Raw genomic sequence first — 24,761 nt, forward strand, 5'->3', positions numbered from 1 at the left:
TTGTCGCCTGCTTGACGCTGCTTGCCGCATGCGGTGGCGGCGGCAGCAACGTCGTCATTCCGACCGTCCCGGACAAGTCCTCGCTCGCACAGGCTTGCACCGGCATGGCAGCTAAAACGGTCGCGGCGGGGCAGATCGGGCTGGCCAGCGGCAGTGCAACCGTTTCATCGGCCGTGCTCGTACCGGCGGTCACCACTTCGCCTGCTTTCGCCGAATATTGCAAGGTGCAGGGTTTGATCGCGTCCCTCACGGCGGGTGCTGATCCGATTCGCTTTCAACTCAACTTGCCGACCGCCTGGAACGGAAAGGCCGTCATGGTGGGCGGCGGTGGGTTCAACGGCATGCTCATCGACGCTGTCGCCGCGCTTCGCGACGCAGCGCCGGGCCAAGCGCAGCCGATCACCCAGGGCTTCGCGACCTTCGGCACCGACTCCGGTCACGACGGCACGACTTACGGAGTGACCGACCCCGCCAAGTTCGCGTTGAACGACGAGATGTTCCTGAATTTCGCGCACCAGTCATACAAGAAGGTCAAGGACGTCGCGCACGCGCTGATGCAGCAGTATTACCTGCGCACGCCGTCCAAACAGTACTTCTACGGAGGGTCTGAGGGCGGGCGCGAGGGCCTCACGATGGCGCAGCGCTACCCGCAGGACTTCGATGGCATCGTGTCGGTCGTGCCGGTGATCCACTGGACGGGACTCTTCAACGGCTTCATCAATTACCAGTTGCCACAGTTCTCCGGCGGCGCAATCAACGCCAGCAAGGTGCGCGTGCTCGCCAACTACGTGAACACGGCGTGCGACGCACTCGACAACAGCGCGGACGGCGTGGTGAGCAACTACCTGGCTTGCCCGTCGCGCGTCGACCTGCAGACGCTACGCTGCCCTGACGGTGCCAACACGGGCGACACCTGCCTTTCCGACGCGCAACTGCTCGTGCTCAAGGCATCGTACGGACCGACCGTGATGCCTTTCCCTCTTGCCAACGGGCTCACTACCTACCCCGGCCGCCTGTACGGCGGTGAGATCCAGCTCGGTGGCGAAGGCATCGGACGCTGGGTGACAACGGGCAAAGCGCCTAACCTGCCACCCACTGCGACAGATGCCCGCGGTGTGATCTACGGCAGCAGCTACGCTCGCTACGTGATTGCGAAGAACGCCGCCTTCGACATCCGCACGTGGAACGCCTCGACCTTCCAGGCGCGCATCCAGGAGGTGTCGGCGCTGATGGACTCGACCAATCCCGATCTCGCAAACTTCCACGCGCGAGGTGGCAAGCTCATCATCCGCGAGAACGCGGGTGACTGGGCGCAGAGCCCGGTGGCCGGCATCCAGTACTACCAGAGTGTCGTCGACAAGCTGACGCAGCCGGTAGTCGACGAGTTCGTGCGCCTCTACGTGTCGCCCGCGTCGAATCACGGCGGTACGGCAGCAAGCCTCACGGCAGGCACCGAAGTTCCCACCAACCACGATTTGCTCACGACGCTCGACAACTGGGCGACGAGTGGCAGCGCGCCAGCCGATGCACTTGTGCAGGTACGCAACTCGCCCACTGCCCCATTCACCACCCTGGCGACGCGCCCCATGTGCCGCTACCCGAACTACCCGGCATACGTGTCAGGCGACGTGACGAAGGCGGAGAGCTACCGTTGCGTTGCGTCGTTGCCGTGAATCGACACGCTTCTGGCGCAATCAAGTCAATCGCAGGCTTCCGAGGGGTGTAACTACAGCCGCCCACTGCGGCTAGGCTCTGTTGTCGATCGGCAGCGATGACCGAAGCGGCGAAACTGGAGAGTCGTGACGAACTTCCGCTTCTGGCCGACTGTAGCCGGTCGAGATGCTGCCGCGAAGGGGCCCACTGCGGTCTTCCGACATTGTCCAAAGCTGCCGGTCGTCGCGCCAAAGCTAAGAGACATCTCCTTCCACGGAGTGTCTAGCCAGGCACGCTGAATAAAATCCAGCCATGTCCGCCGCGGTAGTCCCTCGCCCCCAGTGCACCGCTTGCCTGCGCCCGCTCAGCGCCTGCATTTGCCGCTGGGTCGTGCCCACGGCCAACGCGGTGGAGGTACTAGTGCTGCAGCACCCGCTGGAGGTACACCAGGCGAAAGGCAGTGCCCGCCTGCTGCATCTCAGCTTGGCGCACTGCCGCTTGGTGGTGGGTGAGGCATTTGCCGTGCCGGTCTGGCCGGTGGACGGCAAGCACACGCTGCTGCTGTACCCGGACAGTCTGCAAGATACCGCCCGGGACCTGCGGGTCCCACCCCCGCTACCGTCCGAGTGGCCGCAAGCCCAGTCGCGCCTGCGCCTGGTTGTGCTGGACGGCACCTGGCGCAAAAGCCGAAAGATGCTCTACCAAAGCCCGCCACTGCAAGAGTTGCCCCGCTTGGCCCTGCACAATCTGCCGCCTTCGCACTACCGTATCCGCAAAGCCCATGGGCCCGACCAACTGTCCACGCTGGAGGCGACCTGCTACGCCTTGTGCCAACTGGAAGGCGGTGCGGCGCGGTTCCAGCCCTTGTTGGATGCCTTCGACGGGTTTGTAGAGTACTTGGAGCAGGCTGGCGGGCAGCGAAACGCGAAAACTGACAAGTCCTGCCCTCGACCGAGGGTTACGGGGTTCATTTAAGTGACCAGCTAAATGGCTGGTTTTGGCCGCGTTGTGCCCGCTGCCTTACTCTTCTGTTTGCTGGGCTTCGGCCTGGCGGCTCCAAGGAGCATCGGGCGCCTCACGCCAAGCCATCCAGCCTGGCTGCATTGCTGCAAGCTCAAGCAGCGTCTGGTCTCGCGCGACCATGCTCTCCAAAGTGACCAGCATTGCTTCTGCCATGTGGAACGCATCCCCCGTTAGGAACTGCCATCCTCCATCGTCTGCATCGCGTGATGCCATAAGGACGGGCTTTTCGCCATCAACGATGGACCGCACCGTGAAACAAACCACGTTGGGTGGACTGTTGAACGGCCAACTCTGCGGCTCGGTGGTCATGCTGGGGCCCGTGTGTAAACGTCTGGTTGTAGCCGCATTCTGCCTTTCCCGAACGCCGGAGGCTCATGCGTTAGCGGGCGCGACTGTCTGACCAACCAGAATCCATCGCTCACCTTGCCCGGCCTCCGCACGGGCATCCTGGGCGAAACCGGACTTCTGGAGGATGCGTCGGGAGGCTCCGTTGACGGGATTGATGTCGGAGGAGCGCGATCTTCGGAATAGATAACCGTCTCAATCTTTACGGTCGCCTCAACCGAAGTACAGAGATCAAGACTCGTAGCATCTGGGTCAAATGGCTGACATGCTCCGGCGATTTCTTGTGGCCGTACCAAACGAAAGTCGCTGCTGATGCCGATTGCGACAAGTGTGGCACGGCAAAGAACCTCCTCGCTGCTTGCGTGCGGCGGAGGGAGGATGGCAAATGCAGATGAAGTGACTACCGCGACGAGGGCTACCAACGCGCTCTTGGAGAAGCTAAGCATTGTCTTCATCTTGGATGACTGCAAACGGGGTACCCGAGAAATTGGGCGAATCAGTCGAACGTCAGGTTCTGGCCGCACTCTGTCTTCGATGCCCACACAGCATCACGACTTTCGCGGGTCGTTGCTGGGTCGCACTTGAAGCTCTTGTTCGGCCGGAATGCTTCGGAGACCATCCCGCAAGTCTTCATAGGCGGGGCAGTCGCCTGCGCGCACAGCGCCGCGCCGGAAGTCACATGTCAACGTCGCCCCATTCCCCGGACGAGCATGCTCTTCGTATGTGAGCGGGGAGCCGCGCTGAAACCGAATCACCAGGACGCGCTCGCCCATCTCGTTCCACATCGTTTGACAGCCGGTGTATCCGGCACTCACCTTGTTAGGGAAGACGAAGAAATAGTTTCCATGACTGGCGTTCACACCGGCAGCGCGAGGAGGCTTCTTCAACGCACAGGTCCTTTCGGCCCACGCTGGCGCCATCAGCGCCAGTGCTCCAAATGCGACTGCAGCCAGCCGTACGAACCTTGGGAGAGCGCCAATAGTCATAGGCAACGAAGCTGATGTGCCGAAGGTCTGCTCATGGCCGAAGTCCATCATCCGGTCTTTGGCTGTCATGCGCCCATGCACTCACGGTCTATTGACCAACTGCATGTATCGCCAGACGCCCCAAACCACGCCCACAGCGATACCAACCACGACGCTCCAGCCCACCGGAATACCAGCGATGAGGCTCAGAAAAAATATCAACGCGACCGATGCGAGACCAATGTAGGTCAATGTGATGAGGTCAAAGCGTGCGATCTCGTGCGCGTCTTCGGAGAATGCGCGGTCGCTGTGACCGCGCTTGCGGCGCTGCCCTCTGAAGAGCACTACGTCAACGATGAACTCGAAGATTCCGACGACGAAGTCCGTCAGCATGCTGAACATGAAGCTCCTTTGAATGTCTGCAAATTGACCGAAGGCACCACAGCAAGAAGGCCACCCACCACTAGCGACCCCGAGGCTGCTCCACAAGCTGAATCTCATTGCCCGCAGGATCGCGAAGCGTCGCAAGAATACCGCCCCATTGCTGCCGCTCGGGAAGCCCGCTGAAGTCAACGCCGAGCGACGCCAGTTCCTTGTACTTCGACTGGATGTCCGCCACGTCGAAAGACAGCCCTGTAAAGCGCCCCACCAATACCTGGTCTTCCGCCGGAGCATCGTCCTCGACACGTTCGACCACCAGGCTCATCGGTCCCGCGTCAAACACACAGAAGCCGTGTTCGCGACCGTCGGCCTTCAGTGGCAGGTCCAGGACTTCCTCATAAAAGCGGGAGGCGCCGGCAAGGTCCCGGACAAAGATGCGTGCGGTGTGAAGCTGCATGGTCTCTCCTGGCAAGCTCATGGTTGCGGATGGGCTGCATCCTAGGTGCGGACGCCTTCCGCAACAAGAGGCAATCTCGCGCTCATGAAGAGGCCGAGAGAGTGATCAATCGATCAATGCGCGTGGTCGCCGGGCGTGCCCCGCGCTGGCACGGTCACCGCCACCGTTTCGCTCACAAGGATCTTGTGGTTCGAATCGGCAAGCTCGATGCGCATCGTGTGCGGGCCGGGCGCGAGGCCCATCACGATGATCGGGTCGCCGCTCGTGTGCGCCCAGGTGCCGGGCCGCTCATCGACGGTCACGTGCAGGTGGCCGACGCGCGGCGAAACCTCGACGGCTGCCTGACCGAAGACCGGGATGATCCGCGCGTTCTCGGTGCGGTACTGCACGATGACGACGCCGCGTGCCAGGGGCGCAGCCAGCGCCGGATAGACGATGAGCTTGGGGGCCGGCTCCTCCGATTGCAGCGGCACGACGGCCGCGGGGCGACCGATGTCGCTGGCCGCCTGCGCCGAGGCCGCGACGCAGAAGACTGCCCCGGCAGTGAAGAGGGCAAGGTGTCTGAAAGGGAGTCGCATGGGTTTCCTTCACGAGGTTCGAGTTGCACAACATCCGAAATCTTCGGCGGTGCGTTACCCCATCAGGGCGCGGAACGTATGCCTCTGTGTCGGCGCTGCGGATACCTACAGTACGTTTCTCATCCGGACGACCCGTGAAATTTATTGTCGTGAAAGCGCGCCTGGATACACAGGCATACGGTGTGCGCGGAGAGCGGGGTGCATCGCCCCAAGAATCGTCTTCGTCATCCACTCCTCACTCCAAAAGACTCCCATGACGAACACGACGAAGATCCGAACAATGGCTGCAATGCTGCTGGTCGCCGCCAGCACTCTTGCCCCGCATCTCGCGCTTGCGCAGCAGCCTCCGGGCATCGGCCGCACCCAATCGCTGAAGCACGACCTGGCCGATCCTGGCCGCGAGGTCATCCAGGTGCGCGTCGATTTCGCGCAGGGCGCGGCCTTCGGCTTTCACTCGCATCCGGGCGAGGAGATCGCCTATGTGCTCGAAGGCACGGTGCAATACCAGTTTGAGGGCAAGCCGCCCATCACGCTCAAGGTCGGCGACTCGCTGTTCATTCCGGCGGGCGCGGTCCACTCGGCAAAGAACGTCGGCAGCGGCCATGCGGCGGAGCTCGCGACCTATCTGGTCGAGAAGGGGAAGCCGCTCGTGGTGAGCAAATGAGCCCTGGTTTCCCTGTCTCCAGGACAATCCGCTCCTGAACCGTTGGCCGCATCGGCCCAACCCTGGAGCGAAAGATGAATGCCATAAAGTCGTTTTCGCGGATGCTCGTCGCCGCACTGGTGATCGCGAGCGCGATGGTGGTGCATGCCCGCACGGATGGGCCCGCTGTGCCTGCGCAGGTGACCACCGTGGCAACTGGCGGCGAATGGACTTCGGCTCAGGCAGGCGGCACGCTTCGCCTGGTCATCGTCAACCAGGGCTTCGAGCATGTGCACTCGAAGCTCTGGCTCGAATGGCTGGCTCTCGATGAACGGGGCAAGCCAAGGCTGGCTGCAAGGATGCTGGTGAAGGAGTTGTCCTCGGGCTTCGCGGTCGTCAGGCTGGACGATCGACGCAAGACATTCAACGGGCTGCGGGTTCAGCTGCGTGCTGCGAACCCTTATTCATCCGATGACAGGGAGGTCACGATCGAGGCGGGAAAGCCGGGGCAGTACAAGATGATTTCCGAGGCACCTCGCTGAGTTGAAAATCCCCGCATGCCTCACGCCGTCTCCCTCCTTCGCGCCGCCCGTCTGGCGCGAAGCGCCAAGCCCTTTCTCGCACGCGGTGGCTTCAAGCGCGAGCGCTGCGCGGGCTGCCGCCTGCTGCCCAGCCATTGCATGTGCGCCTTGCGCCCGTCGGTGAACACGCGCGCGGGCGTGTGCCTTCTCATGGCCGACATCGAGCCGCTCAAGCCGACCAACACGGGTTGGCTGATCGCCGATGTGGTGGCCGATACCTTTGCCTTCGGTTGGGCGCGCACCGAAACCGATCCCGCGCTGCTGGCCTTGTTGGCCGACCCGCAGTGGCAACCCTATGTGGTGTTTCCCGGGCAATATGCGGCGCCCGAGCGCGTGGTGCACACCGTCCTGCCGTTGCGTGACTCGCTGTACGGCGTGCCCGCGAAACGCCCGCTCTTCATCCTGCTGGACGGAACCTGGGGCGAGGCCCGCAAGATGTTCGGCAGAAGCCCGTACCTCGACGCGCTGCCGGTGCTGAGCCTGGAGCCGGAGCAGATATCGCAGTACAAGCTTCGCCGCTCCGGCCGCGACGACCATTTCTGCACCAGCGAGGTGGCCGCCCTGTGCATGAGCCTGGCCGGCGAACACCTCGCCGAGCAAACGCTGGAGGCCTACCTGGCGGTGTTCACGCACCACTATCTGCGTGCGAAGAACCAGCAGCCCATCGTGTGGGATGGTGATGCGCACCAGCGGCTGCGCGACGTGCTGCTCCAAGGGAAAGCGGGTGCTACGACTCCTGCAACCCCATGAAAAACTCGACCGCCCGCGCCACCACCCACGGCACGATGACGTGGTCGCCGTCGAAGGGCTGAAGCGTCAGGTCGTGCCCGCTCTCCAGCAGCCGCCGTGCGTGCGGATGGGCGCTGGTCTCGATGGGCAACTGGCTGTCGGAGCGGCCGTGCGCCAGAAACACCCGCGGCTTTCCCGTCTGCGTGAACGCGTTCATGAAGCCCGCCGACAACCCGATCACATGGCTCGCCACATCGCCATTGGTCACGCCGAGCGAGAGGGCGTAGCTGCCGCCATCGGAGAAGCCCGCGAACCCGAGGCGCGCGGGGTCGATGCAAAAGTGCCCGGCCACCGTCGAGAGCGCGCCGTCTAGCCGCTCCAGGTCGGGCCCGTGCCCGCCGACCACGATGTCCCACGTCGGGTACATCGATTGCGGTGCCAGCAGAAGAAATTTCCGGGCTCGCGCATGGGCCACGAAATGCGGCAGCACCCGGTTGGCCTCGCCACCCGCGCCGTGGAACATCACCAGCAGCGGCAGCGGTGCATCGACGGGCAAGCCCTCCGGTACGACCAGCACGGCCTCGCGCCCTTCGGCGAACGAGAGGCCGTGGCGCCCTGGCGGCAGCGGGGCTGAAGCGGGCAGGGCGCCGGGCCGGAAGGCCAGGCGGCCGGTGAGCGCGCCACCCAGCAGGCTGGCATCGATCATTCGTCGTTCCTCGTCCGTGCGCCGGTCTGCGAAGCGCAGGCAATGCCGCGGAACACCGCGCACTGCGCGAACGCCTGCGTCGACAGCGGCAGCTCCTTGCGGCGGCAGTACTTGCTGGTGAGCTTGAGCAGTTCCTTGATGTCGCGTCCGCTCGCGCCGGCATAGTCCGCCACCAGCCTGTCGATCACCGTGCCCGGCAGCTCAACGCCCAGTTGCGTCGACAGCGTGGACCAGAGGCGCCGCGCATCGTCCGGCCCCGGCGGCTGGTAGTCGATGACCGCGATGCAGCGCGAGAGGATCGCCTCGTCGATGTCGCCGTCGCGGTTGGTGGTCATGAAGAGCAGGCCGCTGAAGTATTCGAGCGTGCGCAGGAACTCGGCCACGATGGCGTTGTGCTGCAGGTCGTTGTCGCGCCGGCGGATGTACACGTCGGCTTCGTCGAGCAGCAGCACGCAATCCCAGCGCGCGGCGCGCTGCAGGATCTTCGTGAGGCTGGCCTCGACCGAGTTGGCCGTCACGCCCAGTTGGCCCGAATGCACGCGGTACAGCGGCTTGCCCACCACCTCCGCATAGACCTCGGCCGTGAGCGTCTTGCCCAGGCCCGGTGCGCCCTTGCACAGGATGGTGGTGCCGCCCGACTTGCCGGGCACCACGTCTTCCACGAGGAAGCTGCGGTCGGCCGTGAGGATGTCGATCAGGTCGCGGTGCGCCTGCGGCAGCACCAGCCGCTCGCGCAGGTTGGGCTGGTACGTGTACGCCTGCACATGCTGCGCATGCACCCAGACGTTGCGGTGCCAGTCGAGATGAAACAGGTGCAGGTAGCAGTGCTGCGGAATGCGGTCGAACCCGCTGGCAACGCCGCTCTCGCGCCAGTAGTGCGGATCGGCGGCCAGGTCGAAGCGGCGCCGCAGCAGCTCTTCGTCGTTCACGCAGCGCACGGTCGCGCCTTCGGGCAGCCGGTGGCACGACATGCCGGCCCGCGGGCCTTCGCCCGCCGTCCAGATGCAGCCATCGACGGTGAACTGGGCGCCGAACTGCGGTTGCAGCCTGGTGAAGCACGCGACCTGCTTGTCGTACTCGCGCTTGAACTCGGCGCACTCCTTGTGAAAGCCGTGGTCGGCGAAGAGGCCGGCCAGCGTGCGGCCGGGCAGGTCTTCCGCGTAGAAGCTCAGGCCCCAGGTCATGCCCGAGAAGCGCAGCCGCGGCTCGGTGGGCGGCTCGCGGCCGGCCGCCTGCAGCGTGTTGGCCAGCAAGCCCACCAGCACATACGCCTCGCCGTCCGTCGGCTTCACCAGGCGCACCGTGTGCACCAGCCAGGGCAGCAACGCGCCGTCCTTGCCGCGCTGGTAGAGCCAGCCGTCGATGAGGTCGCGGCGCAGCCACTCGATCAGGGCCGGCACCATCAGCTCCAGGCTCGGGATCGGTCGCGCGAGCGGTTCGCCGTTGAGGTTGTCCAGCGCGAGCAACTGGAACACCAGGTCGCGCGCGCCGGCGCCCATGCCCAGCTGGAAGAGCAGGTTGAGCGATTCGCCGTCGAAATGCTGGCTGGACACGATGCGCACGCCGCTGCCGGCGCCATACCCACCCAACTGCAGGCCAAGCGGCGACTGCGCGCCGACCTGACCCTGCAGTACAGCGGCCAGCATTTCCGGTATCTCGAGTTCCACGGTGTCTCCTCGTGTGGTCTTCGATGCTAGCCATGGGGGCGCTGCGAGCGCTTGACCCAGGTCAAGCCGGCGGGTCTTGCGGCTTCGCAGCTGTTGCGAGGTTTTCTCCGCCTTTTTGCCGGAGGCGCTTCGTGGCGGGTGTGCAACAACGGCGATCGGGATGGCCCGCGGCACCTGCAAAAGCGTGTGTGCACTGACGCCGTGCGAATCGACAATGCGCCTCCAGGCCGTCTCCATCCGTCTCGCCCAACGAGAGTCGCATCCCCATGTTCTTCTCGCGCAAACCGAAGCAACCTCCTTCAAGGCTCGTGCAACTGCACGAGTACCTCGACCTGCTCGAGGGCGGCACGGAGGATCACGCCGCGAGAGACGCCGTCAAGCGCAATGCCGTGGCGCTGGCGGGCAGCCTTCGCGAATCGCTGCGATTGACGGCGTGGACTGCACCCGAGCTGGCGCGGGTTTTCGTGCGTCGCGCCAAGGCGCACGATGCGCTGCTGGTGCATGTGCCGCTGGACCTGCCCGATTGCTTCTTCATCGCCATCGTCAGACGCGGCGCGTTGATCGCGCAGGAGCATCTTCTTTTTGACATCGGCGCGGAGTACCAGGTGCCCATGCTGGACAGCCCCGACTTCGGTGTGTCGGAGGCGGCGAGCGAGGCCAACATCCGCCACTGGATTCCGCGGCTGCAAGACAATGCGGCCGCATTCGCGATCATCGAACGGCGCGGCGGAACGTACATGCAGCTGTACGCCGATTCGAAGGGCTTTCACCTGGAGCACCAGCTGGTCGCCGGGGGCGCGCACTACCGCAGCGCCGAGCCCGTCGGCGTCGATGAGGCCATCGACACCGTGGTGTCCTATGGATGCGGCAAATACGAGTGGGCCTACAAGCGCTGGGAGTGGCTCGAACTGTAGGCGGGGCGGGCCGCCTCGCTTTCTCGTTCAATCATCGATGGCAGCGGCTTGCCTCCCGGCTTCTGCGGTTCCGCCAGGTCCCCTCACCCCGCTCAAGCTTGCGACACCCAGCCCCTGAACGCCATGCCGGCGTAGAACACCCGCACGTTCGCGAAGCCGGCTTCTCGAAGCAATTCTTCCTCTTCCTCCGGGCCGAGCAGCGGCAGCGTCGAACCGATGGCAGATGCTGCCTTGCGCGCGTTCGCCGGTTCGACGCCCGAAGCGATGGCGAAAGCCGCATACCGCGAGAGCCACAGCGCCCGCTCTTCCTCCGCCTGGGGAAAACTGAGATGTGCCATGACAAAAGGCGCCCCGGGCTTCAAGCGGCGATGGATTTCCTTCAGCGTCGATCTTCTTTCGTCGATGGTGATGAAGTGCATCGTCAGCAGGCAGGTCGCGGCATCGAACGGGCCAGTGGGCGATGTGTCGGTGTAGCCGAGGTGCAACTGGGCTCGCGCAGCAAGCGGGCCGAGCGCCGCCGCCGCCAGGTCGAGCATGGGTTGCGATGGATCGACACCGACGAATTGCCAGTGCGGATGCGCCTGTGCGAGCGCCGCCAATTCCATGCCGCCACCGGCGCCGATGACCAGCACGTTGGCCGATTCGGGCGCACGTTCTGCGACCAGCAGGGCGGCCATCTTCTGCAGGTCGTGCAGGCCGGGAACGATGCGGGCGGTTTTCTCGGCGTAGTCGCGGAGGGCGGATGCGTCGCTGAAAGGGGTGTTGGGTTGGGGCATGGGAACAGTCTATTGAGGCGGGCGAGAGGGCGCTCTGCTGGGGGCATGGTGCGGCAGAATCCGGTAAAGAGAAGTCGTTCATCTACAGCAGAGAAATCGGACATCTGCAGCACCGGCACAACCATACCAATGCCTTCCATCTCCTTCGGTCCACTCCCCGCTGAATGCCTGTTGGACGAAGCCTTGCGCATCACAGTGAACGGGCTGGCACCCGGCCAACAGATAACACTGCGGGCGCTGAGCGCTGGTGCCGAAGGAACCGTGCTTGCCTCTCACGCGAGCTTTCACGCAGCAACTACGGGTGATGTGGACCTGGCGCGTGATGCACCCGGGTCCGGTGACTACACGGGCGCAGATGCCATGGGATTGTTCTGGTCCCGCTCATCGCAACCAGCGTCGGCGGTGCCATTTGCAGATCGGTGCGCGGACGACCCTATGGCCGTTTTGCTCGTCGTCGAGAGCGAGTCGGAGGAGCCTGTCACGCATACATTCCGCAGGCGCTATTTCGACGACTCCGTCGCGATGCGCAAGGTGCACGAGGTGGGACTTGTGGGCAGTTTGTTCGAGCCGAAAGCATCCGGCCGTCATCCCGCAGTTCTGGTCGTGGGTGGTTCCGGAGGTGGCGTGCGGTGGTCAGCGGAAATGGCCGCATTGTTGGCGTCACACGGGTACGTTGCATTGGCCCTGGCTTACTTCGGCCTGGAGGGACTGCCGCCTACCTTGGACCGAATTCCTCTGGAGTACTTCGACAAGGCCATCGCCTGGCTGGCACAGCAGGAAAAGGTTGACCCCGATCGCATCGCCGTGAGCGGCGCATCCAGAGGCGGGGAATTGGCGCTTCTGTTGGCGTCGACCTTTCCCTCCGTTCGGGCCGTGGTGGCGTACGTCGCAAGCGGCATCGTCTGGCCCGCCTATCCGCCGAGCGGGCACTCGGCCTGGACGATGGATGGCAAGGACGTGCCGCATGCCGATGTCATGCCCCTGGAAGCGTGGAACCTCGCCGTTTCGCAAGGCCGCGTCGACCCCGACAGCTTTGACTGGTATTTCATTCCGCTTCAGGATGAGGCGGTCGTGGAAGCAACCTCCATCCGCGTGGAGAACATCAACGGGCCCGTGCTGTTGATCAGCGCCCGGGACGACAAGATCTGGCCTTCTGCGCCATTGAGCGAATTCGCAATGATTCGCTTCGAGCGGAAGGGGTTCAATCACCCCGTCGAACACTTGTCTTACCCCGACGCCGGTCACAGTCTGGGCTGGCCGAATGTCTCCACCATGTCGACGCGATTCAAGCATCCTGTATCCGGTGAAGACCAAGACCTCGGTGGTTCACCAGTCGGCACGGCCCGTGCGCGTGAGGATTCCTGGCGGAAGATGCTCGCCTTCTTGCGGGACAACTTGTAGAGGCCATCGTGGATGACAGCAGAATTCCGTCGCACCGACTCCGCATGCCGCCGCGTCGGTTGAGAAAAACTGGGAGCAACCTGCCATGACAAATTCCGATGCCGCAGAAGCACCAGCCGAAACCTTCCCCTCCCTGACAACCCCCCGCCTCACCCTGCGCGAGATCATCCCGACCGACGCAGCCTCCTTGCTCGCCATCCACGGCGACCGCGAGGCCATGCGCTGGTTCGGAAACGATCCGATCACAAGCCTGCCGGAGGCCGAGCAGCTGGTGAAGATGTTCGCGAATTGGCGAAAGCCACCGGTCCTGGGGACCCGATGGGCGATAGAGCGCGATCAAGACCACCGGTTCATCGGCACATGCGGCCTGTTCCGCTGGAACAGGAACTGGAAAAGCTGCACCTTGGGCTACGAACTCGCACGCGATACCTGGGGCGGCGGCCTGATGACCGAGGCGCTGCGGGCTGCGCTGGCGTGGGGGTTCGAATCGATGGCGTTGAATCGCATCGAAGCGCAGGTCCATCCGGAAAACGCCGCTTCGCTGAAGCTCCTGAAGCGACTTGGCTTCGTCGAAGAAGGAGTTCAGCGGCAGGCGGGCTTCTGGGGAGGCGAGCATCGCGACCTCTTGCAACTCTCGCTGCTGCGCCACGAATACCGCGCCCCTTCTCCATGATCACCCCCGACCTCCTGCGCCGCATGTGCCACGCCCGCAGCCGCCTCCAGTTTGAACTGGAGCCGCCGGCCAGCGTGGCGCTGCTGGCGCGCGAGGCGGGCCTGTCGACCTCGCACTTCATCACCCAGTTCAACGCGCTCTTCGGCGAAACGCCCTTGCAGTGCCGCACACGCGCCCGCCTGCAGCGTGCGAGCGAATGGCTCCTGGCCAGCGACGAGCCGGCCACGCAGATCGGCCTCGCACTGGGCTTCGACAACGTGGGGAGTTTTTCGCGCCTCTTCACCCGGCATTTCGGCATGCCGCCGCGCGTGTACCGGCGAACGGCGAAGCGCTTCGTCGCGCCGTTGGGCTGCGTCGCGCTCATGAACGAGGCCCATGCGAGCGACCTCAATTTCGGCAAAGTCGCGCCCGGTCGCGTGGTGCAGGATGGCGGCTCCGCACCTCCTCACCACTGACCCGACCACCATGCGCATCAACCTCACCAGCCTCTTCGTCGACGACCAGGACAAGGCCCTGGCCTTCTACACGCAGGTCCTCGGCTTCGTGAAGAGCCAGGAGATGCCGATGGGCCGCTACAAGTGGCTCTCGGTGAAGTCGCCCGAAGGCGGCGACACCGAACTCTCGCTCGAACCCAATGCCAACCCCGCGGCGCTCGCGTACCAGCAGGCGCTGATGAGCCAGGGCATCCCGGCGACGGCTTTCGAGTGCGACGACATCGATTCGGAGGCGAAGCGCCTGCGGGAGCAGGGCGTGCGCTTCACGATGGACCCGTCTGACGCGGGCGCGGTCAGGCTGGCGATCTTCGCGGACACCTGCGGCAACCTGATCCAGATCTACCAGCACCGCAAGTAAAGGGGAGTGCAGGCAGCCGCTCCTACTGCGGCACCAGCCCCGCAGCCTTCACCAGCTCCGCGTGCACCCGGATCTCTTCCGCAATGACCTGCCCCAGCGGCTTGGCATCGTCGGGCGCCGGCTCCATGCCCACCTCCAGCAGCCTCGCCCTCGCGTCGCCCCGCAGCAGCGCCTTCACGGACTTGTCGAGCCGCTCCAGGATCGGCCGCGGCGTCTTCGCCGGGGCCAGCAGGCCGATCCATGCCGACAGCACCACGCCGTCGACGCCGCCTTCGCGCAGCGTCGGAATCTCGGGCGCCGACACCGCGCGCTTGTCGCTCAGCACGCCGACGGCGTGCAGCTTGCCGCCCCGGATGTGCGGCAGCGCCTCCGGGAGCGGGGCGAACACCATGTCCACGACGCCGCCGATGAGGTCGGTGATCGCGGGCGCGCCGCCCTTGTAGGGAATGTGCAGCAGCCGCGCGCCGGTGCGGCTCTCGAACATGAGGCCCGCCAGGTGCTGCGGGCTGCCGTCGCCCGAGGATGCGTAGGTCAGCTTGCCGGGGTTGGCCTTCGCTGCCGCCAGCACGTCGGCGACGGTGCCAAAGCGCGCCTTGTCGCGCACCACCAGCACCATGGCCTGGTTGACCAGCTTGGTGACCGGGGCGAAGTCGGTCTCCGGGTTGTAGGGCAGCGTCTTGAAGATGCTCTTGTTGGTGGTGAGGAACGAGGCGGGCGAGACCATGAGCGTGTAGCCGTCGGGCGCCGCGCGCGCGACCAGCGGCGTGCCGATCTGGCCGGAAGCGCCGGCCTTGTTGTCGACCACGAAGGGCTGGCCCAGGTCGGCCGCAAGCTGCTGGCTGACCAGCCGCGCCACCATGTCCACGCTGCCGCCGGCCGGCAGCGCGACGATGACCTTCACGGGGCGGTTGGGGTAGGCGTCCTGTGCCGGGGAGGGCGTGGACAGGAGAAGGGCGGAGACGGCGCCGAGCGCTGAGAGGAGGGATCGGGTGGTGGGCATGTGGCGGCTCGTTTCGTGGTTGGGGCGTCCTGCAGGTTTCGTGCCGAGTCGGGGTTGCCGGACAAATGAGGCGTCCCACCGATCTCCGTAGTAGCGGAAGCACACCTCGGCCCCTATAAAGCCGGATGACCGTTTGCTCTGTTCTTTCCGCCTTGCGCGCCTTGCTGGTGACTTCGGTCTGCGTCGGCCTGCTGGCTGGTTGTGTGTCCCGCCCCGGCCGCAACATCGAGGGCGACATGCCGCTTTTCGTTTCCGATGCGGTCCGAAAGTCCGTCTCGGCGCCCACAAAACTCAGACCGCCCACCTATGTGATCGCAGTCCTGGAGAACGCGCAGGAGATCGACAGACGCGGAAATCTCGGCTTGATCGAGACCAGGGTGCGCCAGCGGATCACGACGGGCTGGCACGACGACCTGATCCTGGGAGCGACCGGCATCGACATCTACCGGAGCAAAAGCGGTGATGACAATGCCCGCGCCAAGTTCCGCAACACCAGCCTGTGCGGCATGGTGATGCTGGCCAGCGAATACGCGCTGGACAGCAACTTCAAGGGAACAAGGATGCTTCAGGCCGGCGCCGTATTCGTGCCCATCACCGTGACGGAAAGCGAGCAATACCGGCATCGCGTCAGGCTGTCGAAATTCATCGGCGACCCGATGAAGGTGTGCGGCCCGACGCCCGGCGGCAGCTTCGAATACCGTACCGAGAGCGAGCGGCAGGTGCGGTCCGAAGGCAACGTCGTCAGCTCCAACAAGCAGGTCACCATCGATACCATGGTCACCTGCAGGGTCGGCGCGAATCCATTGCCGGCCAAGGGGCTGAATGCGGCACTGCCGGGCGACTACCTCCCGGTGTCTTGTGACCACAAGGCCAATGTCGAGAACGTGGAGCGAACCCGCTTCGCATGGCTGATCGACGCCGGCATGTACCTGCCGCTGGAGGAAGTCAATTGGCGGGAGACAGTGAAGACAGGCTACGGCCGGATCGAGCTTCGAGCGCCCTGAGCCGCCGGATTCGAGCCCGTCCGCATCCGGGCGCCCGGCAAGTTCTTACAACTCCCTGGCCTTGGGGACCATCTGCTGACGGTAAAGTCCCGTGACCCGGTCGCTCCGCGACTTCTCCCTCGATCACTCTCGTTTCCGTTCCCGCACCTCCATGTCCAACCTCATCGTGCACGGCGGCACGCCGCTTCGCGGCCGCATCACCCCTTCCGCCAACAAGAACGCCGTGCTGCCGGTGCTCTGCGCCACCTTGCTCACCAACGAGCCGCTGCGATTGCTCGGCGTGCCCGACATCACCGACGTGCGCAAGATCCTGGACATCTTCCGCACCCTCGGCAGCGACGTGCAGATGGACCACGCCACCGGCACGCTCGAACTGCACCACCGCGAAACCGCGTTCGACGCCGCGCTGCACCGCCTGCCCGAGGAGATGCGCTCGTCGATCATGCTGGTGCCGCCGCTGCTCGCGCGCTTTGGCGTCGCGCGGCTGGAAGACAACGTCAAGGGCTGCACGCTGGGCGTGCGCGAGATCGATCCGCACGTCGAAGTGTTCCAGCGCTTCGGCGGCCAGGTGGAGCGCACCGAAGGCTCGCTGCTCGTGCGCAGCGCCGGGCGCCTCACGCCCACCGACCACTGGCTCGACTACGCCTCGGTCACCACCACCGAGAACTTCGTGCTGTGCGCCGCCGCCGCGGACGGCACCTCCACGCTCACCAACGCCGCCTCGGAGCCGCATGTGCAGGAGTTCTGCCGCTTCATGGCGATGATCGGCGTGCGCATCGAAGGCATCGGCACCTCGCGCGTGACGGTGCATGGCGGCAGCGCGCTCGCCGGCGGCGAGTTCCGCTTCGACGAAGACTTCCACGAGATCACCACCTTTCTCGCGCTCGGCGCCATCACCGACGGCGACGTGATCGTGCGCAACAGCGCGCCCGCGAACTTTCCGCTGCTGGACCGCACCTTCGCGAAGTTCGGCGTGCGCATCGAGCACGCGGACGGCTGGTCGCGCGCCATCCGAACCGGCCCGCTGAAGGTGCAGACGCCGTTCACGAGCAATGTGCTCACCAAGGTGGAGGCGGCGCCGTGGCCCTATTTCCCGGTGGACCTGTTGCCGATCTTCATCGCGCTGGGCGTGCGTGCGCAGGGCAACGCGATGTTCTGGAACAAGGTCTACGACGGCGCGCTGGGCTGGACCGGCGAGCTCTCCAAGTTCGGCGCCCACGTGTTCTCGTCGGACCCGCACCGGCTCATCACCTTCGGCGGCAATCCGCTGACGCCTGCGGTGGTCGAGAGCCCGTACATCATCCGCGTGGCGATCGCGCTCTTCATGGTGGCGGCGAGCATCGAAGGGCGCTCGGAGATCCGCAACGCGACGCCGATCCGCCGCGCGCATCCGCGCTTCGTGGAGAACCTGCGCAGCCTGGGCGTGCAGGTGGAGTGGACGAGCGAGGAGTGAAGCTCGCGCTCAGGCTGCTGCTGTCCTATCTGGTGGCGAGCTTCGCGATGGCGGCGGCGTCGGCCGTCTTTTTTCCGCCGCATGCGCATGTGCCCGTGGTCGCGGTGCTGCTTGCCTTTCCGCTGCTTCCGTTGCTCGCGCTCAAGGACTTGCTGGCCGTGGGCGCCGCATGGAAGGGCGTGATGCCGCTGGCCGTTTTCGCCGTGCTGTTCGGCGGCATGGCGTGGCTGGCGTTTCGTGCCCGGGCACACGACCGGTCGAAGGCGGCTGCACGCCCGTAGGCGGTAGGGGCCTCCGGATGCCCCTCCGTCAGAACGACGGCACCGGATTGCGCCCCTGGCGCAGCACATACGCCCCATTGCGATTGACGTACACGAGCGTGGTGTTGACCGTGCGCACTGCCGGGTCCTTGGTGCCATTGGTGCGCTTGCCGCTGAAGGCGATGTGCATCTCGCCTTTTTCGTCGCCCTCTGCACCGGGCGCGAAGGCCAGCCGGCCGCTGATGTCGTAGCACGCGTTGCGCGGCGGTGCTTCCGGCCGCTCGGCCTTGAGCAGTTTCTCGCAGGCTTCGTCGGCGCCCTCGTTGACGGCCGAAAGCGGAATGCCCCTGACCATTGCGCGCACCCTGTCCGTCTCCAGCGAAAAGACTGACAGCCACTGGGCGCAGTTGCCCTGCCAGCAGCTGCCGTTGGTGAGGGTCATCACGAACTGGCCGGTTGTCAGATGCTCCACCTTCGTCTCGCCGAGGTTGCCCATGAAGCCCTGGTAGTCGACCGCGTCGTTGCGGCCGGTGAGCTTCCACCCGTCGGGACCCTGCTCGAAGAAGTAGGCGCCGAGCCAGGCGCCTTCGGGGTGGCCGTTCATCGGCTGGCCCTGGTCGTCCAGGGGCAGGTTCTCGGTGAGCATGACGGCGTGCCTGTCGTCCAGGCGCACCACCTCGCGCGCCGACACCTGCGCCTTGCGTTCGCCGTCGCTGCCTGCGACCTGCTTGCCGTCGTTGCCGATCTCGGGCAGGCGCACGGTGTCGGGCGTGTCCGCTGCCGCCTGCGGGCCTTGCGAATCGGGGAACACCAGCGCCAGCAGTTCTGCGCGCTTGAGCGTGGCGGAGACGGTGGGGCGAGGCGCCGGTGCCGTACGTGCAGCCGGGGGTAGGGCTGCACTGGCCGGGGTGGGCGATGCCTCGGGCGCCGCCCCGACGGCCGCTTCTTTCTGCGGACAGCCGCCGAGCACGAAGAGCCCGGCAGTGGCGATGGCGACGGCGACGGCGCGCCGCAGCGGCTTCGACGGGCGGGGCAGGGAGAAGGTCGGGCTGGGCATGCGCGCGATTGTGCCAAGCCATGCCGCGATGACCCCGCCGCCACAGCGCCCTGCGGCTTGGCGAGACAATCGCCGGCATTCGACACAGAAGGAGCATTCGAATGACGACGCTGCAGCAACTCCTGGGCACTGAACTCCCACTCATCCAGGCGCCGATGGCAGGCATCCAGGTCAGCGCGATGGCCATCGCGGTCAGCAACGCGGGCGGGCTCGGCTCGCTGCCCTGCGCCATGCTGAGCCCCGACGTGATGCGCAGCGAACTCGCGGCGATCCGTGCCGGCACCGACAAGCCCTACAACGTCAACTTCTTCTGCCACACGCCGCCCGTGCCGAACACCGAGCGCGAGGCCACATGGCGCGCCGCGCTCGCGCCGTACTACGTCGAGTACGGCATCGATGCGGCGAGCATCCCGACCGGGCCGGGCCGCAATCCCTTCAGCGCCGAGGTGGCCGACCTGCTGGCCGAGTTCAAGCCGCCGGTGGTGAGCTTTCATTTCGGGCTGCCGTCCGCGGAGCTGCTCGCGCGGGTGCGTGGCTGGGGCGCGAAGGTGCTGGCTTCGGCAACTACGGTCGAAGAGGCGCTGTGGCTCGAAGCGCATGGCGCCGATGCGGTCATCGCGCAGGGGCTCGAGGCTGGCGGGCACCGCGGCCACTTTCTCTCCCACGATCTCACGAAGCAACTCGGCACCTTCGCACTGCTGCCGCAACTGGTGCGCGCGCTGAAAGTGCCGGTGATCGCGGCGGGCGGCATCGCCGATGCGAACGGCGTGGCCGCGGCCATGGCGCTGGGCGCGGCCGGCGTGCAGGTCGGCACCGCCTACATGCTGACGCCCGAGGCCACGACGAGCGCGATTCACCGCGCGGCGCTCAAGAGCGAAGCCGCGCGCCACACCGCGCTCACCAATCTCTTCACCGGCCGGCCGGCGCGTGGCATCGTCAATCGCGTGATGCGCGAACTGGGGCCCATCGGCGCGGCCGCGCCTGAGTTTCCGCTCGCCACCTCGGGCATCGCGCCGTTGCGCGCCAAGGCCGAAGCCGCGGGCAGCGGCGACTTCACGCCGCTCTGGTCGGGGCAGAACGCCACCGGCTGCCGCGAGGTGTCGTCGGCCGAAGTGACCCGCGCGCTGGCCCAAGGTTTTCAAGCATCCCTCTGAACGACTTCAATGACCCAGCTTCACCTGCCCCTCAAGTTTCTCGAACACAGCGCACAGGCCAACGTGCGCGAGCCCTGGTTGCTGGTGCTGATGCATGGCGTCGGCAGCAACGAGCAGGATCTGTTCGGCCTCGCGCGGCTGATGCCGCCGCAGTTCCATGTGCTGAGCCTGCGCGCGCCGTATGTGCTGTCGCCCGATGCCTATGCGTGGTTCGAGTTCGAGGTGCTGCCCGATGGCGGGCGCCGCATCGATGAAGAGCAGGAGCGCGAAAGCCGCTTCCTCGTCGGCGAGATGATCGACTCGGCCGCGCAGCAACTGGGCGTGCCGCCCGAGCGCATCGTGGTGGGCGGTTTCAGCCAGGGCGGGATCATGGCGCTGTCGCTCCTGCTCACGCAGCCCGCGAAGCTGCGCGCCGCGATGGTGTGGCACAGCCGGCTGCTCGCGCAGGTGGTGCCGCACATCGCACCGCCCGAGGCCTTCGAGGGCAAGGCGCTGTGGGTGAGCCATGGCAGCGCCGACAACGTGATTCCGCCGGCCGCCGCAGCGGCCACGCGCGAGCTGGCGCGCACGCTGCCGCTGGCGTTGTCGGGCTCGGACTTTCCGGGCGCGCACGAGATCCGCCCGGCCGAGCTGCAGGGCACGATCGCGTGGCTGCAGTCGCTCAGCGCGCCGGCCTGAACCTTCGCTGAACCTTCGCGCGGCGTCACAAGGCGTTACGAGCTTGTGGCGTGACGCGGTGCCGATTGATGCAACATCGACCGGTCTCCTGCATCACACAGCCTTCAGCAAAAGGAAAGTGCCGCCATGACCGACAACGACTCCCCCGGCTCCAGGGACGATGCCCCCGAATTCAGACCCCGCCGCGAAACGCCGATCGGCATGATCGTCGCCATCGGCCTCGTGGTACTGGTGGCCGCGTTCTTCGGCTGGCGCTGGTACCAGCAACAGCAGAAACCGCCCGAGCCCACGCCGGTGGCCACCGCGCCCAACGACGGACCCACGACGCCGCCCGCCGCCACCGAGCCCACGGGCCCGCAGAACCCTGTCGATGCGCTTGCGCCGCCCGATGCCGCCCTGCCGGCGCTCGCGGAATCCGATTCGCGCGTGATGAAGGCGCTGGCCGAGCTGATCGGCGGCAAGAACGCTTCCGAACATCTGCGCTCCGACGGCATCGTGCGGCGCTTTGTCGCCACGGTCGACAACCTCGCGCGCGAACAGGCGCCCGCCAGCGCATGGCCGGTGCAGCCCACTGGGCAGCGCTTCATCACCGACGGGCCGCAGGGCGGCACGCAGACCATCGCGGCGAACAACGCGGCGCGCTACAACGGCATGGTGCTGATCGCCGAGACGGTCGATCCGGCCAAGGCGGCGACGGTGTACGCCAAGCTCTATCCGCTGTTCCAGAAGGCGTATGAAGAGCTGGGCTTTCCGGGACGCTACTTCAACGACCGGCTCATCGCGGTGATCGACCACCTGCTGCAGGCGCCCGAGCCGAGTGGCCCGGTGCAGGTGCGGCTGGTCGAGGTGAAGGGCGACGTGCCCTCGACGCGGCCGTGGGTGCGCTACGAGTACGTCGATCCGAAGCTGGAGGCGATGTCCTCGGGCCAGAAGATCATGGTGCGCATGGGGCCGGAGAACGAGCGCAAGGTGAAGGCCAGCCTGCGCGGTTTCCGCCAGCAGATCGCCACGGGCGAACTGGCTAAGAAGAAACAGCCCTGAACGCTGATCGGGTCTGATCCGGCGCGCTGTGTAGGCGCGGGCCGATTGCGCGCGGCGCCGGGGCCGGGGACTATCGGTTCTCAAATTACGAGGACAAGCATATGAACCCGATGAGCGTCGACCTCTACCAGAGTGCCACCGATCCGGAGAAATTCCTCGCGCTGCCCACGGGCGTCGATCCCGCGGAACTCATGGGCCCGATGACCTTCGACCGCGACTACGCGCAGGTCAAGCGGTACCAGGCGGCTTTCGAATTCAATCCGTCCGAAAGCTACGCGGGCGTCAACGCCGCGAAGATCGCAGCGGACATCCTGACGGTGAGGTGGGCGATCTATCGCCGTGATGCCTGACCGCAGGGGCGCGGTCGCCATGGCGAAGAAGAAGCCGCCGTAACCGGTCACGGCCCTGGCCGCGGCCTTTGTTCCAGCGGGGACACTGGCGCGCCGCCTTCGTTCCTAGAGTTGCGTGCTTCGAGACAAGACACGCAACGAGGGAAAAAAATGAAGGCGATCATCCGGGCCGCGACACTGTGCGCGGCGGCACTGTTCGGTGCTGCGCTCTCTGCGCAGGCAGCAACGGTCCAGCAGCTTTCGGTGCAGTCGCCGGTGGCCGATCCGTTGGCGCAAGGCACCGCCGGCACCAAGGTCGCATTCACGCTCTTCCTGCCCGATCGCCAACCGGAAGGCGGCTACCCGCTGGTGCTGCATGCGAGCGGCTTCGGCCTCGGGCGCCTGCAGGCCATGCCGCCGCGCGACACCGACCCGTCAGCAAGCTACTGGTCGCGGCTCGATCGCCTGGTGCCCACGCTGGTGGAACGTGGCTATGCCGTCATCAGCTTCGACCACCGCGGCCACGGCGACAGCGGCGGCGACAGCCGCATCATGGACCCCGAGGCCGAGATCGCCGATATCCGCAGCCTCGTCGACTGGGCGGAACGCGAACTGCCGCTGCGCAAGGGCGCCGATGGCCGCGCGCGCATAGGGACCATCGGCGGCTCCTACGGTGGCGGCTACCAGATGCAGCTCGCGCAGCGGGAGCCGCGCATCACCGCCGTGATTCCATCGATGACCTGGTACGACCTGCAGCACGCGCTCGCGCCGCAAGGTGTGTTGAAGGAAGGCTTCGTGCAGTTCGAATGCTTCATGGCCCAGCGCGGCAAGGTGCGCGACGGCGGCCTGCTGCGGCCGCTGTGCGACACGGCGCCCAGGCCGGGCGCCTGGGCATGGAACGACCTGGGCGCCGACGCGGCGCGGCTGCGCGACGCGTACCAAGCCCACGGCCCCTCGGGCGCAAGCTGGGCCGGGCAGCCGGTGCGGCGTGTCGACGCACTGGTCGTGCAGGCCAGCGAAGACGTGCTGTTCGACATGGAGGAGGGCCTGCGCAACTGGCGTTACCTGAAATCCGGTGGCGGCGACGTGCGGCTCATGGTGCTGCGCTCCGGCCATGTGAATCCGCGCGCAGGGCAGCGCGACAAGCCGGCGCGCTGCGGCGACGTCGATGCAATGGCGGCCATGGCGACCTGGCTCGACGCCAAGCTGCGGGATGTCGTGGATGCGGGGCTCGCGTCGGTGCCGCGCCTGTGCATCGCGCTGGACGACGGCACCGCCTACACGGGCACGGCGCCTGTCGCGGCGCAGGTCGGCGCAGCGCTTCCGCTGACCGACGTGCCCGCGACGACAGCGGGCCCCCGGTTCGTTCCGCTGTCCGTCGATGCGCTGGCGCGCCAGGGCGCCGGTGCCGTGCTGGCCGGTGTGCCCGAGGCCGAGCTCGAGGTGCAGGGCAAGGCCGGTCCCGGCGTGGCACTGGTCGGCCTTGCACTGCGGCGGCGCGGCGGCGAAGTGGTGTTGCTGTCCGACCAGGTGGTGCCCGTGCCGCCAGGCCGCCAGCGCATCGCGCTCGGTGGCGTGGCCGCGCGCATGCAGCCGGGCGACGAGCTGGGCGTGGCGTTGTTCGCGACGCACCCGCAGTATGTATGGGCGCCCGCGTCCACCTCGGGCGCACCGGTGGCCGGCATCGTTGCCGGCAACGCCTACGCAGTCTCGGGCCGCATGTGGCTGCCGCTCGCCACCGATGCGCTGCCGCAGTAGGTGCGCAGCGCATCGAGCTGCGTCAGCGTGACGACCTGGTAGCCGAGTTCGACGAGCCCTTCGGATTCGAGTTGCCGCAGGGCCGCGTTCAGCCGCGGGCGCGACATGTTGCAGTAGCTCGCCAGCTCGGCCTGCGACACGCGCAGCTCCAGCGAGCGCGGCGGAAAGGCCGAGGGGCTGAACAGCAGGGCCAGGATCTGTGCCACCTTGGCGATGGGCTCCAGCGTGCGGTCCGACAGCGTGACGGCCATCGATTGCGTGAGCCGTTCGCTCATCAGCCGCAGCACGAAGCGGTTGAACGCGGGGTTGGTGTCGAGCAGATGGAAGAACGCGGCCTTGGGCAGCTTGATGACCACCGCTTCGGACAGTGTCACCGCGTCGCAGAAGCGCGGTGCGTCCTGCAGCAGCTCGACCTCGCCGACCCAGCTGAAGGCCTGTCCCATGAAGGTCACGGCCTTGCCCGAGGCCGAGGTGGTGCACAGCTTCATGCTGCCGCGCCCCATGCCGATCCAATGCTCGGCGGGGCCGCCGCGGTGCCAGATGGCCTGGCCCGCGGCGAGTTCGACAAAGCGCAGTTGCGGCAGCAATGCCGCGCCTTCGTCGTCGCTCAGCGTGTGGGCCCACACGCAGCCGCGCCAGCGCGACTTGAGCGAGGCGACCTCGTCCGCGTTCATGGGCGCCTC

29 protein-coding genes are annotated in these 24,761 nt (G+C 66.2%); 18 read left to right on the top strand and 11 right to left on the bottom strand.

Features of this window, described 5'->3' with window-relative positions:
* Positions 1 to 11: 11 nt before the first annotated feature.
* Both ACSFA7_RS02645 and ACSFA7_RS02650 read left to right on the top strand, forming a co-directional pair.
* A complete protein-coding gene (locus tag ACSFA7_RS02645; protein ID WP_435497935.1) occupies positions 12 to 1,673 on the top strand; it encodes a tannase/feruloyl esterase family alpha/beta hydrolase in 1,662 nt (553 codons plus the stop codon).
* 292 nt (positions 1,674 to 1,965) lie between these two features.
* Complete coding sequence (locus tag ACSFA7_RS02650; protein WP_435497936.1) at positions 1,966 to 2,628, top strand: tRNA-uridine aminocarboxypropyltransferase; 663 nt, start codon at positions 1,966 to 1,968, stop codon at positions 2,626 to 2,628.
* Between the two features lie 45 nt (positions 2,629 to 2,673).
* Here ACSFA7_RS02650 and ACSFA7_RS02655 read toward each other — a convergent pair whose 3' ends face one another.
* From ACSFA7_RS02655 to ACSFA7_RS02675, 5 genes are all read right to left on the bottom strand, one after another.
* The gene (locus ACSFA7_RS02655) at positions 2,674 to 2,985 is read right to left on the bottom strand and encodes a hypothetical protein (protein WP_435497937.1); all 312 of its coding nucleotides are present in this window, start codon (positions 2,983 to 2,985) and stop codon (positions 2,674 to 2,676) included.
* Positions 2,986 to 3,569: 584 nt separating this feature from the next.
* Positions 3,570 to 4,076 (bottom strand): hypothetical protein, encoded by a 507-nt coding sequence (locus ACSFA7_RS02660; RefSeq protein ID WP_435497938.1) that lies wholly within the window; start codon positions 4,074 to 4,076, stop codon positions 3,570 to 3,572.
* Between the two features lie 12 nt (positions 4,077 to 4,088).
* Entirely contained in the window at positions 4,089 to 4,388 is a 300-nt protein-coding gene (locus ACSFA7_RS02665; RefSeq protein WP_435497939.1) for a hypothetical protein, read from the bottom strand.
* A gap of 61 nt (positions 4,389 to 4,449) precedes the next feature.
* The gene (locus ACSFA7_RS02670; protein WP_435497940.1) at positions 4,450 to 4,824 is read right to left on the bottom strand and encodes a VOC family protein; all 375 of its coding nucleotides are present in this window, start codon (positions 4,822 to 4,824) and stop codon (positions 4,450 to 4,452) included.
* 113 nt (positions 4,825 to 4,937) lie between these two features.
* Positions 4,938 to 5,402: a DUF6130 family protein gene (locus ACSFA7_RS02675; RefSeq protein ID WP_435497941.1), complete on the bottom strand. Its 465-nt coding sequence runs from the start codon at positions 5,400 to 5,402 to the stop codon at positions 4,938 to 4,940.
* A 289-nt stretch (positions 5,403 to 5,691) separates the two neighbouring features.
* Between ACSFA7_RS02675 and ACSFA7_RS02680 the strand changes: the two genes are divergently transcribed.
* The 3 genes from ACSFA7_RS02680 to ACSFA7_RS02690 all read left to right on the top strand — a co-directional run bounded on the left by ACSFA7_RS02680 (position 5,692) and on the right by ACSFA7_RS02690 (position 7,376).
* Positions 5,692 to 6,066 (top strand): cupin domain-containing protein, encoded by a 375-nt coding sequence (locus ACSFA7_RS02680; protein WP_435497942.1) that lies wholly within the window; start codon positions 5,692 to 5,694, stop codon positions 6,064 to 6,066.
* A 74-nt stretch (positions 6,067 to 6,140) separates the two neighbouring features.
* Positions 6,141 to 6,587, top strand: a complete 447-nt coding sequence (locus ACSFA7_RS02685; protein ID WP_435497943.1) for a hypothetical protein — start codon at positions 6,141 to 6,143, stop codon at positions 6,585 to 6,587.
* Between the two features lie 15 nt (positions 6,588 to 6,602).
* Positions 6,603 to 7,376, top strand: a complete 774-nt coding sequence (locus ACSFA7_RS02690) for a tRNA-uridine aminocarboxypropyltransferase (protein ID WP_435497944.1) — start codon at positions 6,603 to 6,605, stop codon at positions 7,374 to 7,376.
* On the opposite strand, the gene ACSFA7_RS02695 is transcribed toward ACSFA7_RS02690, so the two are convergent.
* Both ACSFA7_RS02695 and ACSFA7_RS02700 read right to left on the bottom strand, forming a co-directional pair.
* Positions 7,354 to 8,061 carry an alpha/beta hydrolase gene (locus tag ACSFA7_RS02695; protein WP_435497945.1) on the bottom strand — a complete coding sequence of 236 codons (708 nt, stop codon included), beginning with the start codon at positions 8,059 to 8,061 and terminating at the stop codon, positions 7,354 to 7,356. The two genes, ACSFA7_RS02690 and ACSFA7_RS02695, sit on opposite strands and share 23 nt — an antisense overlap.
* Positions 8,058 to 9,728, bottom strand: coding sequence for an AAA family ATPase (locus ACSFA7_RS02700; RefSeq protein ID WP_435497946.1), 1,671 nt, complete (start codon positions 9,726 to 9,728; stop codon positions 8,058 to 8,060). The genes ACSFA7_RS02695 and ACSFA7_RS02700 overlap by 4 nt, the downstream gene beginning before the upstream one ends.
* 266 nt (positions 9,729 to 9,994) lie before the next feature.
* On the opposite strand from ACSFA7_RS02700, the gene ACSFA7_RS02705 reads away from it, so the two are divergent.
* On the top strand, positions 9,995 to 10,642 hold the full coding sequence (locus ACSFA7_RS02705) for a hypothetical protein (RefSeq protein WP_435497947.1): 648 nt from the start codon (positions 9,995 to 9,997) through the stop codon (positions 10,640 to 10,642).
* Between the two features lie 92 nt (positions 10,643 to 10,734).
* On the opposite strand, the gene ACSFA7_RS02710 is transcribed toward ACSFA7_RS02705, so the two are convergent.
* Positions 10,735 to 11,319: a class I SAM-dependent methyltransferase gene (locus tag ACSFA7_RS02710; protein ID WP_435497948.1), complete on the bottom strand. Its 585-nt coding sequence runs from the start codon at positions 11,317 to 11,319 to the stop codon at positions 10,735 to 10,737.
* 228 nt (positions 11,320 to 11,547) lie between these two features.
* Between ACSFA7_RS02710 and ACSFA7_RS02715 the strand changes: the two genes are divergently transcribed.
* The 4 genes from ACSFA7_RS02715 to ACSFA7_RS02730 all read left to right on the top strand — a co-directional run bounded on the left by ACSFA7_RS02715 (position 11,548) and on the right by ACSFA7_RS02730 (position 14,344).
* Positions 11,548 to 12,819: an acyl-CoA thioesterase/bile acid-CoA:amino acid N-acyltransferase family protein gene (locus tag ACSFA7_RS02715; protein WP_435497949.1), complete on the top strand. Its 1,272-nt coding sequence runs from the start codon at positions 11,548 to 11,550 to the stop codon at positions 12,817 to 12,819.
* 85 nt (positions 12,820 to 12,904) lie between these two features.
* On the top strand, positions 12,905 to 13,492 hold the full coding sequence (locus ACSFA7_RS02720; protein ID WP_435497950.1) for a GNAT family N-acetyltransferase: 588 nt from the start codon (positions 12,905 to 12,907) through the stop codon (positions 13,490 to 13,492).
* Complete coding sequence (locus ACSFA7_RS02725; RefSeq protein WP_435497951.1) at positions 13,489 to 13,947, top strand: helix-turn-helix transcriptional regulator; 459 nt, start codon at positions 13,489 to 13,491, stop codon at positions 13,945 to 13,947. The genes ACSFA7_RS02720 and ACSFA7_RS02725 overlap by 4 nt, the downstream gene beginning before the upstream one ends.
* 10 nt (positions 13,948 to 13,957) lie before the next feature.
* The gene (locus ACSFA7_RS02730; protein ID WP_435497952.1) at positions 13,958 to 14,344 is read left to right on the top strand and encodes a VOC family protein; all 387 of its coding nucleotides are present in this window, start codon (positions 13,958 to 13,960) and stop codon (positions 14,342 to 14,344) included.
* A 22-nt stretch (positions 14,345 to 14,366) separates the two neighbouring features.
* Here the strand turns inward: ACSFA7_RS02730 and ACSFA7_RS02735 are convergent, their stop codons facing one another.
* A complete protein-coding gene (locus ACSFA7_RS02735) occupies positions 14,367 to 15,344 on the bottom strand; it encodes a Bug family tripartite tricarboxylate transporter substrate binding protein (protein ID WP_435497953.1) in 978 nt (325 codons plus the stop codon).
* 152 nt (positions 15,345 to 15,496) lie between these two features.
* On the opposite strand from ACSFA7_RS02735, the gene ACSFA7_RS02740 reads away from it, so the two are divergent.
* The 3 genes from ACSFA7_RS02740 to ACSFA7_RS02750 all read left to right on the top strand — a co-directional run bounded on the left by ACSFA7_RS02740 (position 15,497) and on the right by ACSFA7_RS02750 (position 18,082).
* The gene (locus tag ACSFA7_RS02740; RefSeq protein WP_435497954.1) at positions 15,497 to 16,348 is read left to right on the top strand and encodes a hypothetical protein; all 852 of its coding nucleotides are present in this window, start codon (positions 15,497 to 15,499) and stop codon (positions 16,346 to 16,348) included.
* A gap of 151 nt (positions 16,349 to 16,499) precedes the next feature.
* Complete coding sequence (locus ACSFA7_RS02745; protein ID WP_435497955.1) at positions 16,500 to 17,801, top strand: UDP-N-acetylglucosamine 1-carboxyvinyltransferase; 1,302 nt, start codon at positions 16,500 to 16,502, stop codon at positions 17,799 to 17,801.
* Positions 17,798 to 18,082, top strand: a complete 285-nt coding sequence (locus ACSFA7_RS02750; protein ID WP_435497956.1) for a hypothetical protein — start codon at positions 17,798 to 17,800, stop codon at positions 18,080 to 18,082. Before ACSFA7_RS02745 ends, ACSFA7_RS02750 begins: the two co-directional genes overlap by 4 nt.
* A 28-nt stretch (positions 18,083 to 18,110) precedes the next feature.
* Here ACSFA7_RS02750 and ACSFA7_RS02755 read toward each other — a convergent pair whose 3' ends face one another.
* The gene (locus tag ACSFA7_RS02755) at positions 18,111 to 19,118 is read right to left on the bottom strand and encodes a hypothetical protein (RefSeq protein ID WP_435497957.1); all 1,008 of its coding nucleotides are present in this window, start codon (positions 19,116 to 19,118) and stop codon (positions 18,111 to 18,113) included.
* Positions 19,119 to 19,219: 101 nt separating this feature from the next.
* Between ACSFA7_RS02755 and ACSFA7_RS02760 the strand changes: the two genes are divergently transcribed.
* The 5 genes from ACSFA7_RS02760 to ACSFA7_RS02780 all read left to right on the top strand — a co-directional run bounded on the left by ACSFA7_RS02760 (position 19,220) and on the right by ACSFA7_RS02780 (position 24,078).
* Complete coding sequence (locus tag ACSFA7_RS02760) at positions 19,220 to 20,272, top strand: NAD(P)H-dependent flavin oxidoreductase (RefSeq protein ID WP_435497958.1); 1,053 nt, start codon at positions 19,220 to 19,222, stop codon at positions 20,270 to 20,272.
* Positions 20,273 to 20,281: 9 nt separating this feature from the next.
* Positions 20,282 to 20,950, top strand: a complete 669-nt coding sequence (locus ACSFA7_RS02765) for an alpha/beta hydrolase (RefSeq protein ID WP_435497959.1) — start codon at positions 20,282 to 20,284, stop codon at positions 20,948 to 20,950.
* A gap of 126 nt (positions 20,951 to 21,076) precedes the next feature.
* Positions 21,077 to 21,991, top strand: a complete 915-nt coding sequence (locus tag ACSFA7_RS02770; RefSeq protein ID WP_435497960.1) for a DUF3014 domain-containing protein — start codon at positions 21,077 to 21,079, stop codon at positions 21,989 to 21,991.
* A 101-nt stretch (positions 21,992 to 22,092) separates the two neighbouring features.
* On the top strand, positions 22,093 to 22,341 hold the full coding sequence (locus tag ACSFA7_RS02775; protein ID WP_435497961.1) for a hypothetical protein: 249 nt from the start codon (positions 22,093 to 22,095) through the stop codon (positions 22,339 to 22,341).
* A 150-nt stretch (positions 22,342 to 22,491) separates the two neighbouring features.
* Positions 22,492 to 24,078, top strand: a complete 1,587-nt coding sequence (locus ACSFA7_RS02780; RefSeq protein ID WP_435497962.1) for an alpha/beta fold hydrolase — start codon at positions 22,492 to 22,494, stop codon at positions 24,076 to 24,078.
* On the opposite strand, the gene ACSFA7_RS02785 is transcribed toward ACSFA7_RS02780, so the two are convergent.
* Positions 24,021 to 24,752, bottom strand: coding sequence for a Crp/Fnr family transcriptional regulator (locus ACSFA7_RS02785; RefSeq protein ID WP_435497963.1), 732 nt, complete (start codon positions 24,750 to 24,752; stop codon positions 24,021 to 24,023). The two genes, ACSFA7_RS02780 and ACSFA7_RS02785, sit on opposite strands and share 58 nt — an antisense overlap.
* Between the last annotated feature and the right edge of the window lie 9 nt (positions 24,753 to 24,761).

The sequence above is a fragment of the Variovorax trehalosi genome (genome assembly GCF_051216415.1).
Lineage (GTDB): Bacteria > Pseudomonadota > Gammaproteobacteria > Burkholderiales > Burkholderiaceae_C > Variovorax.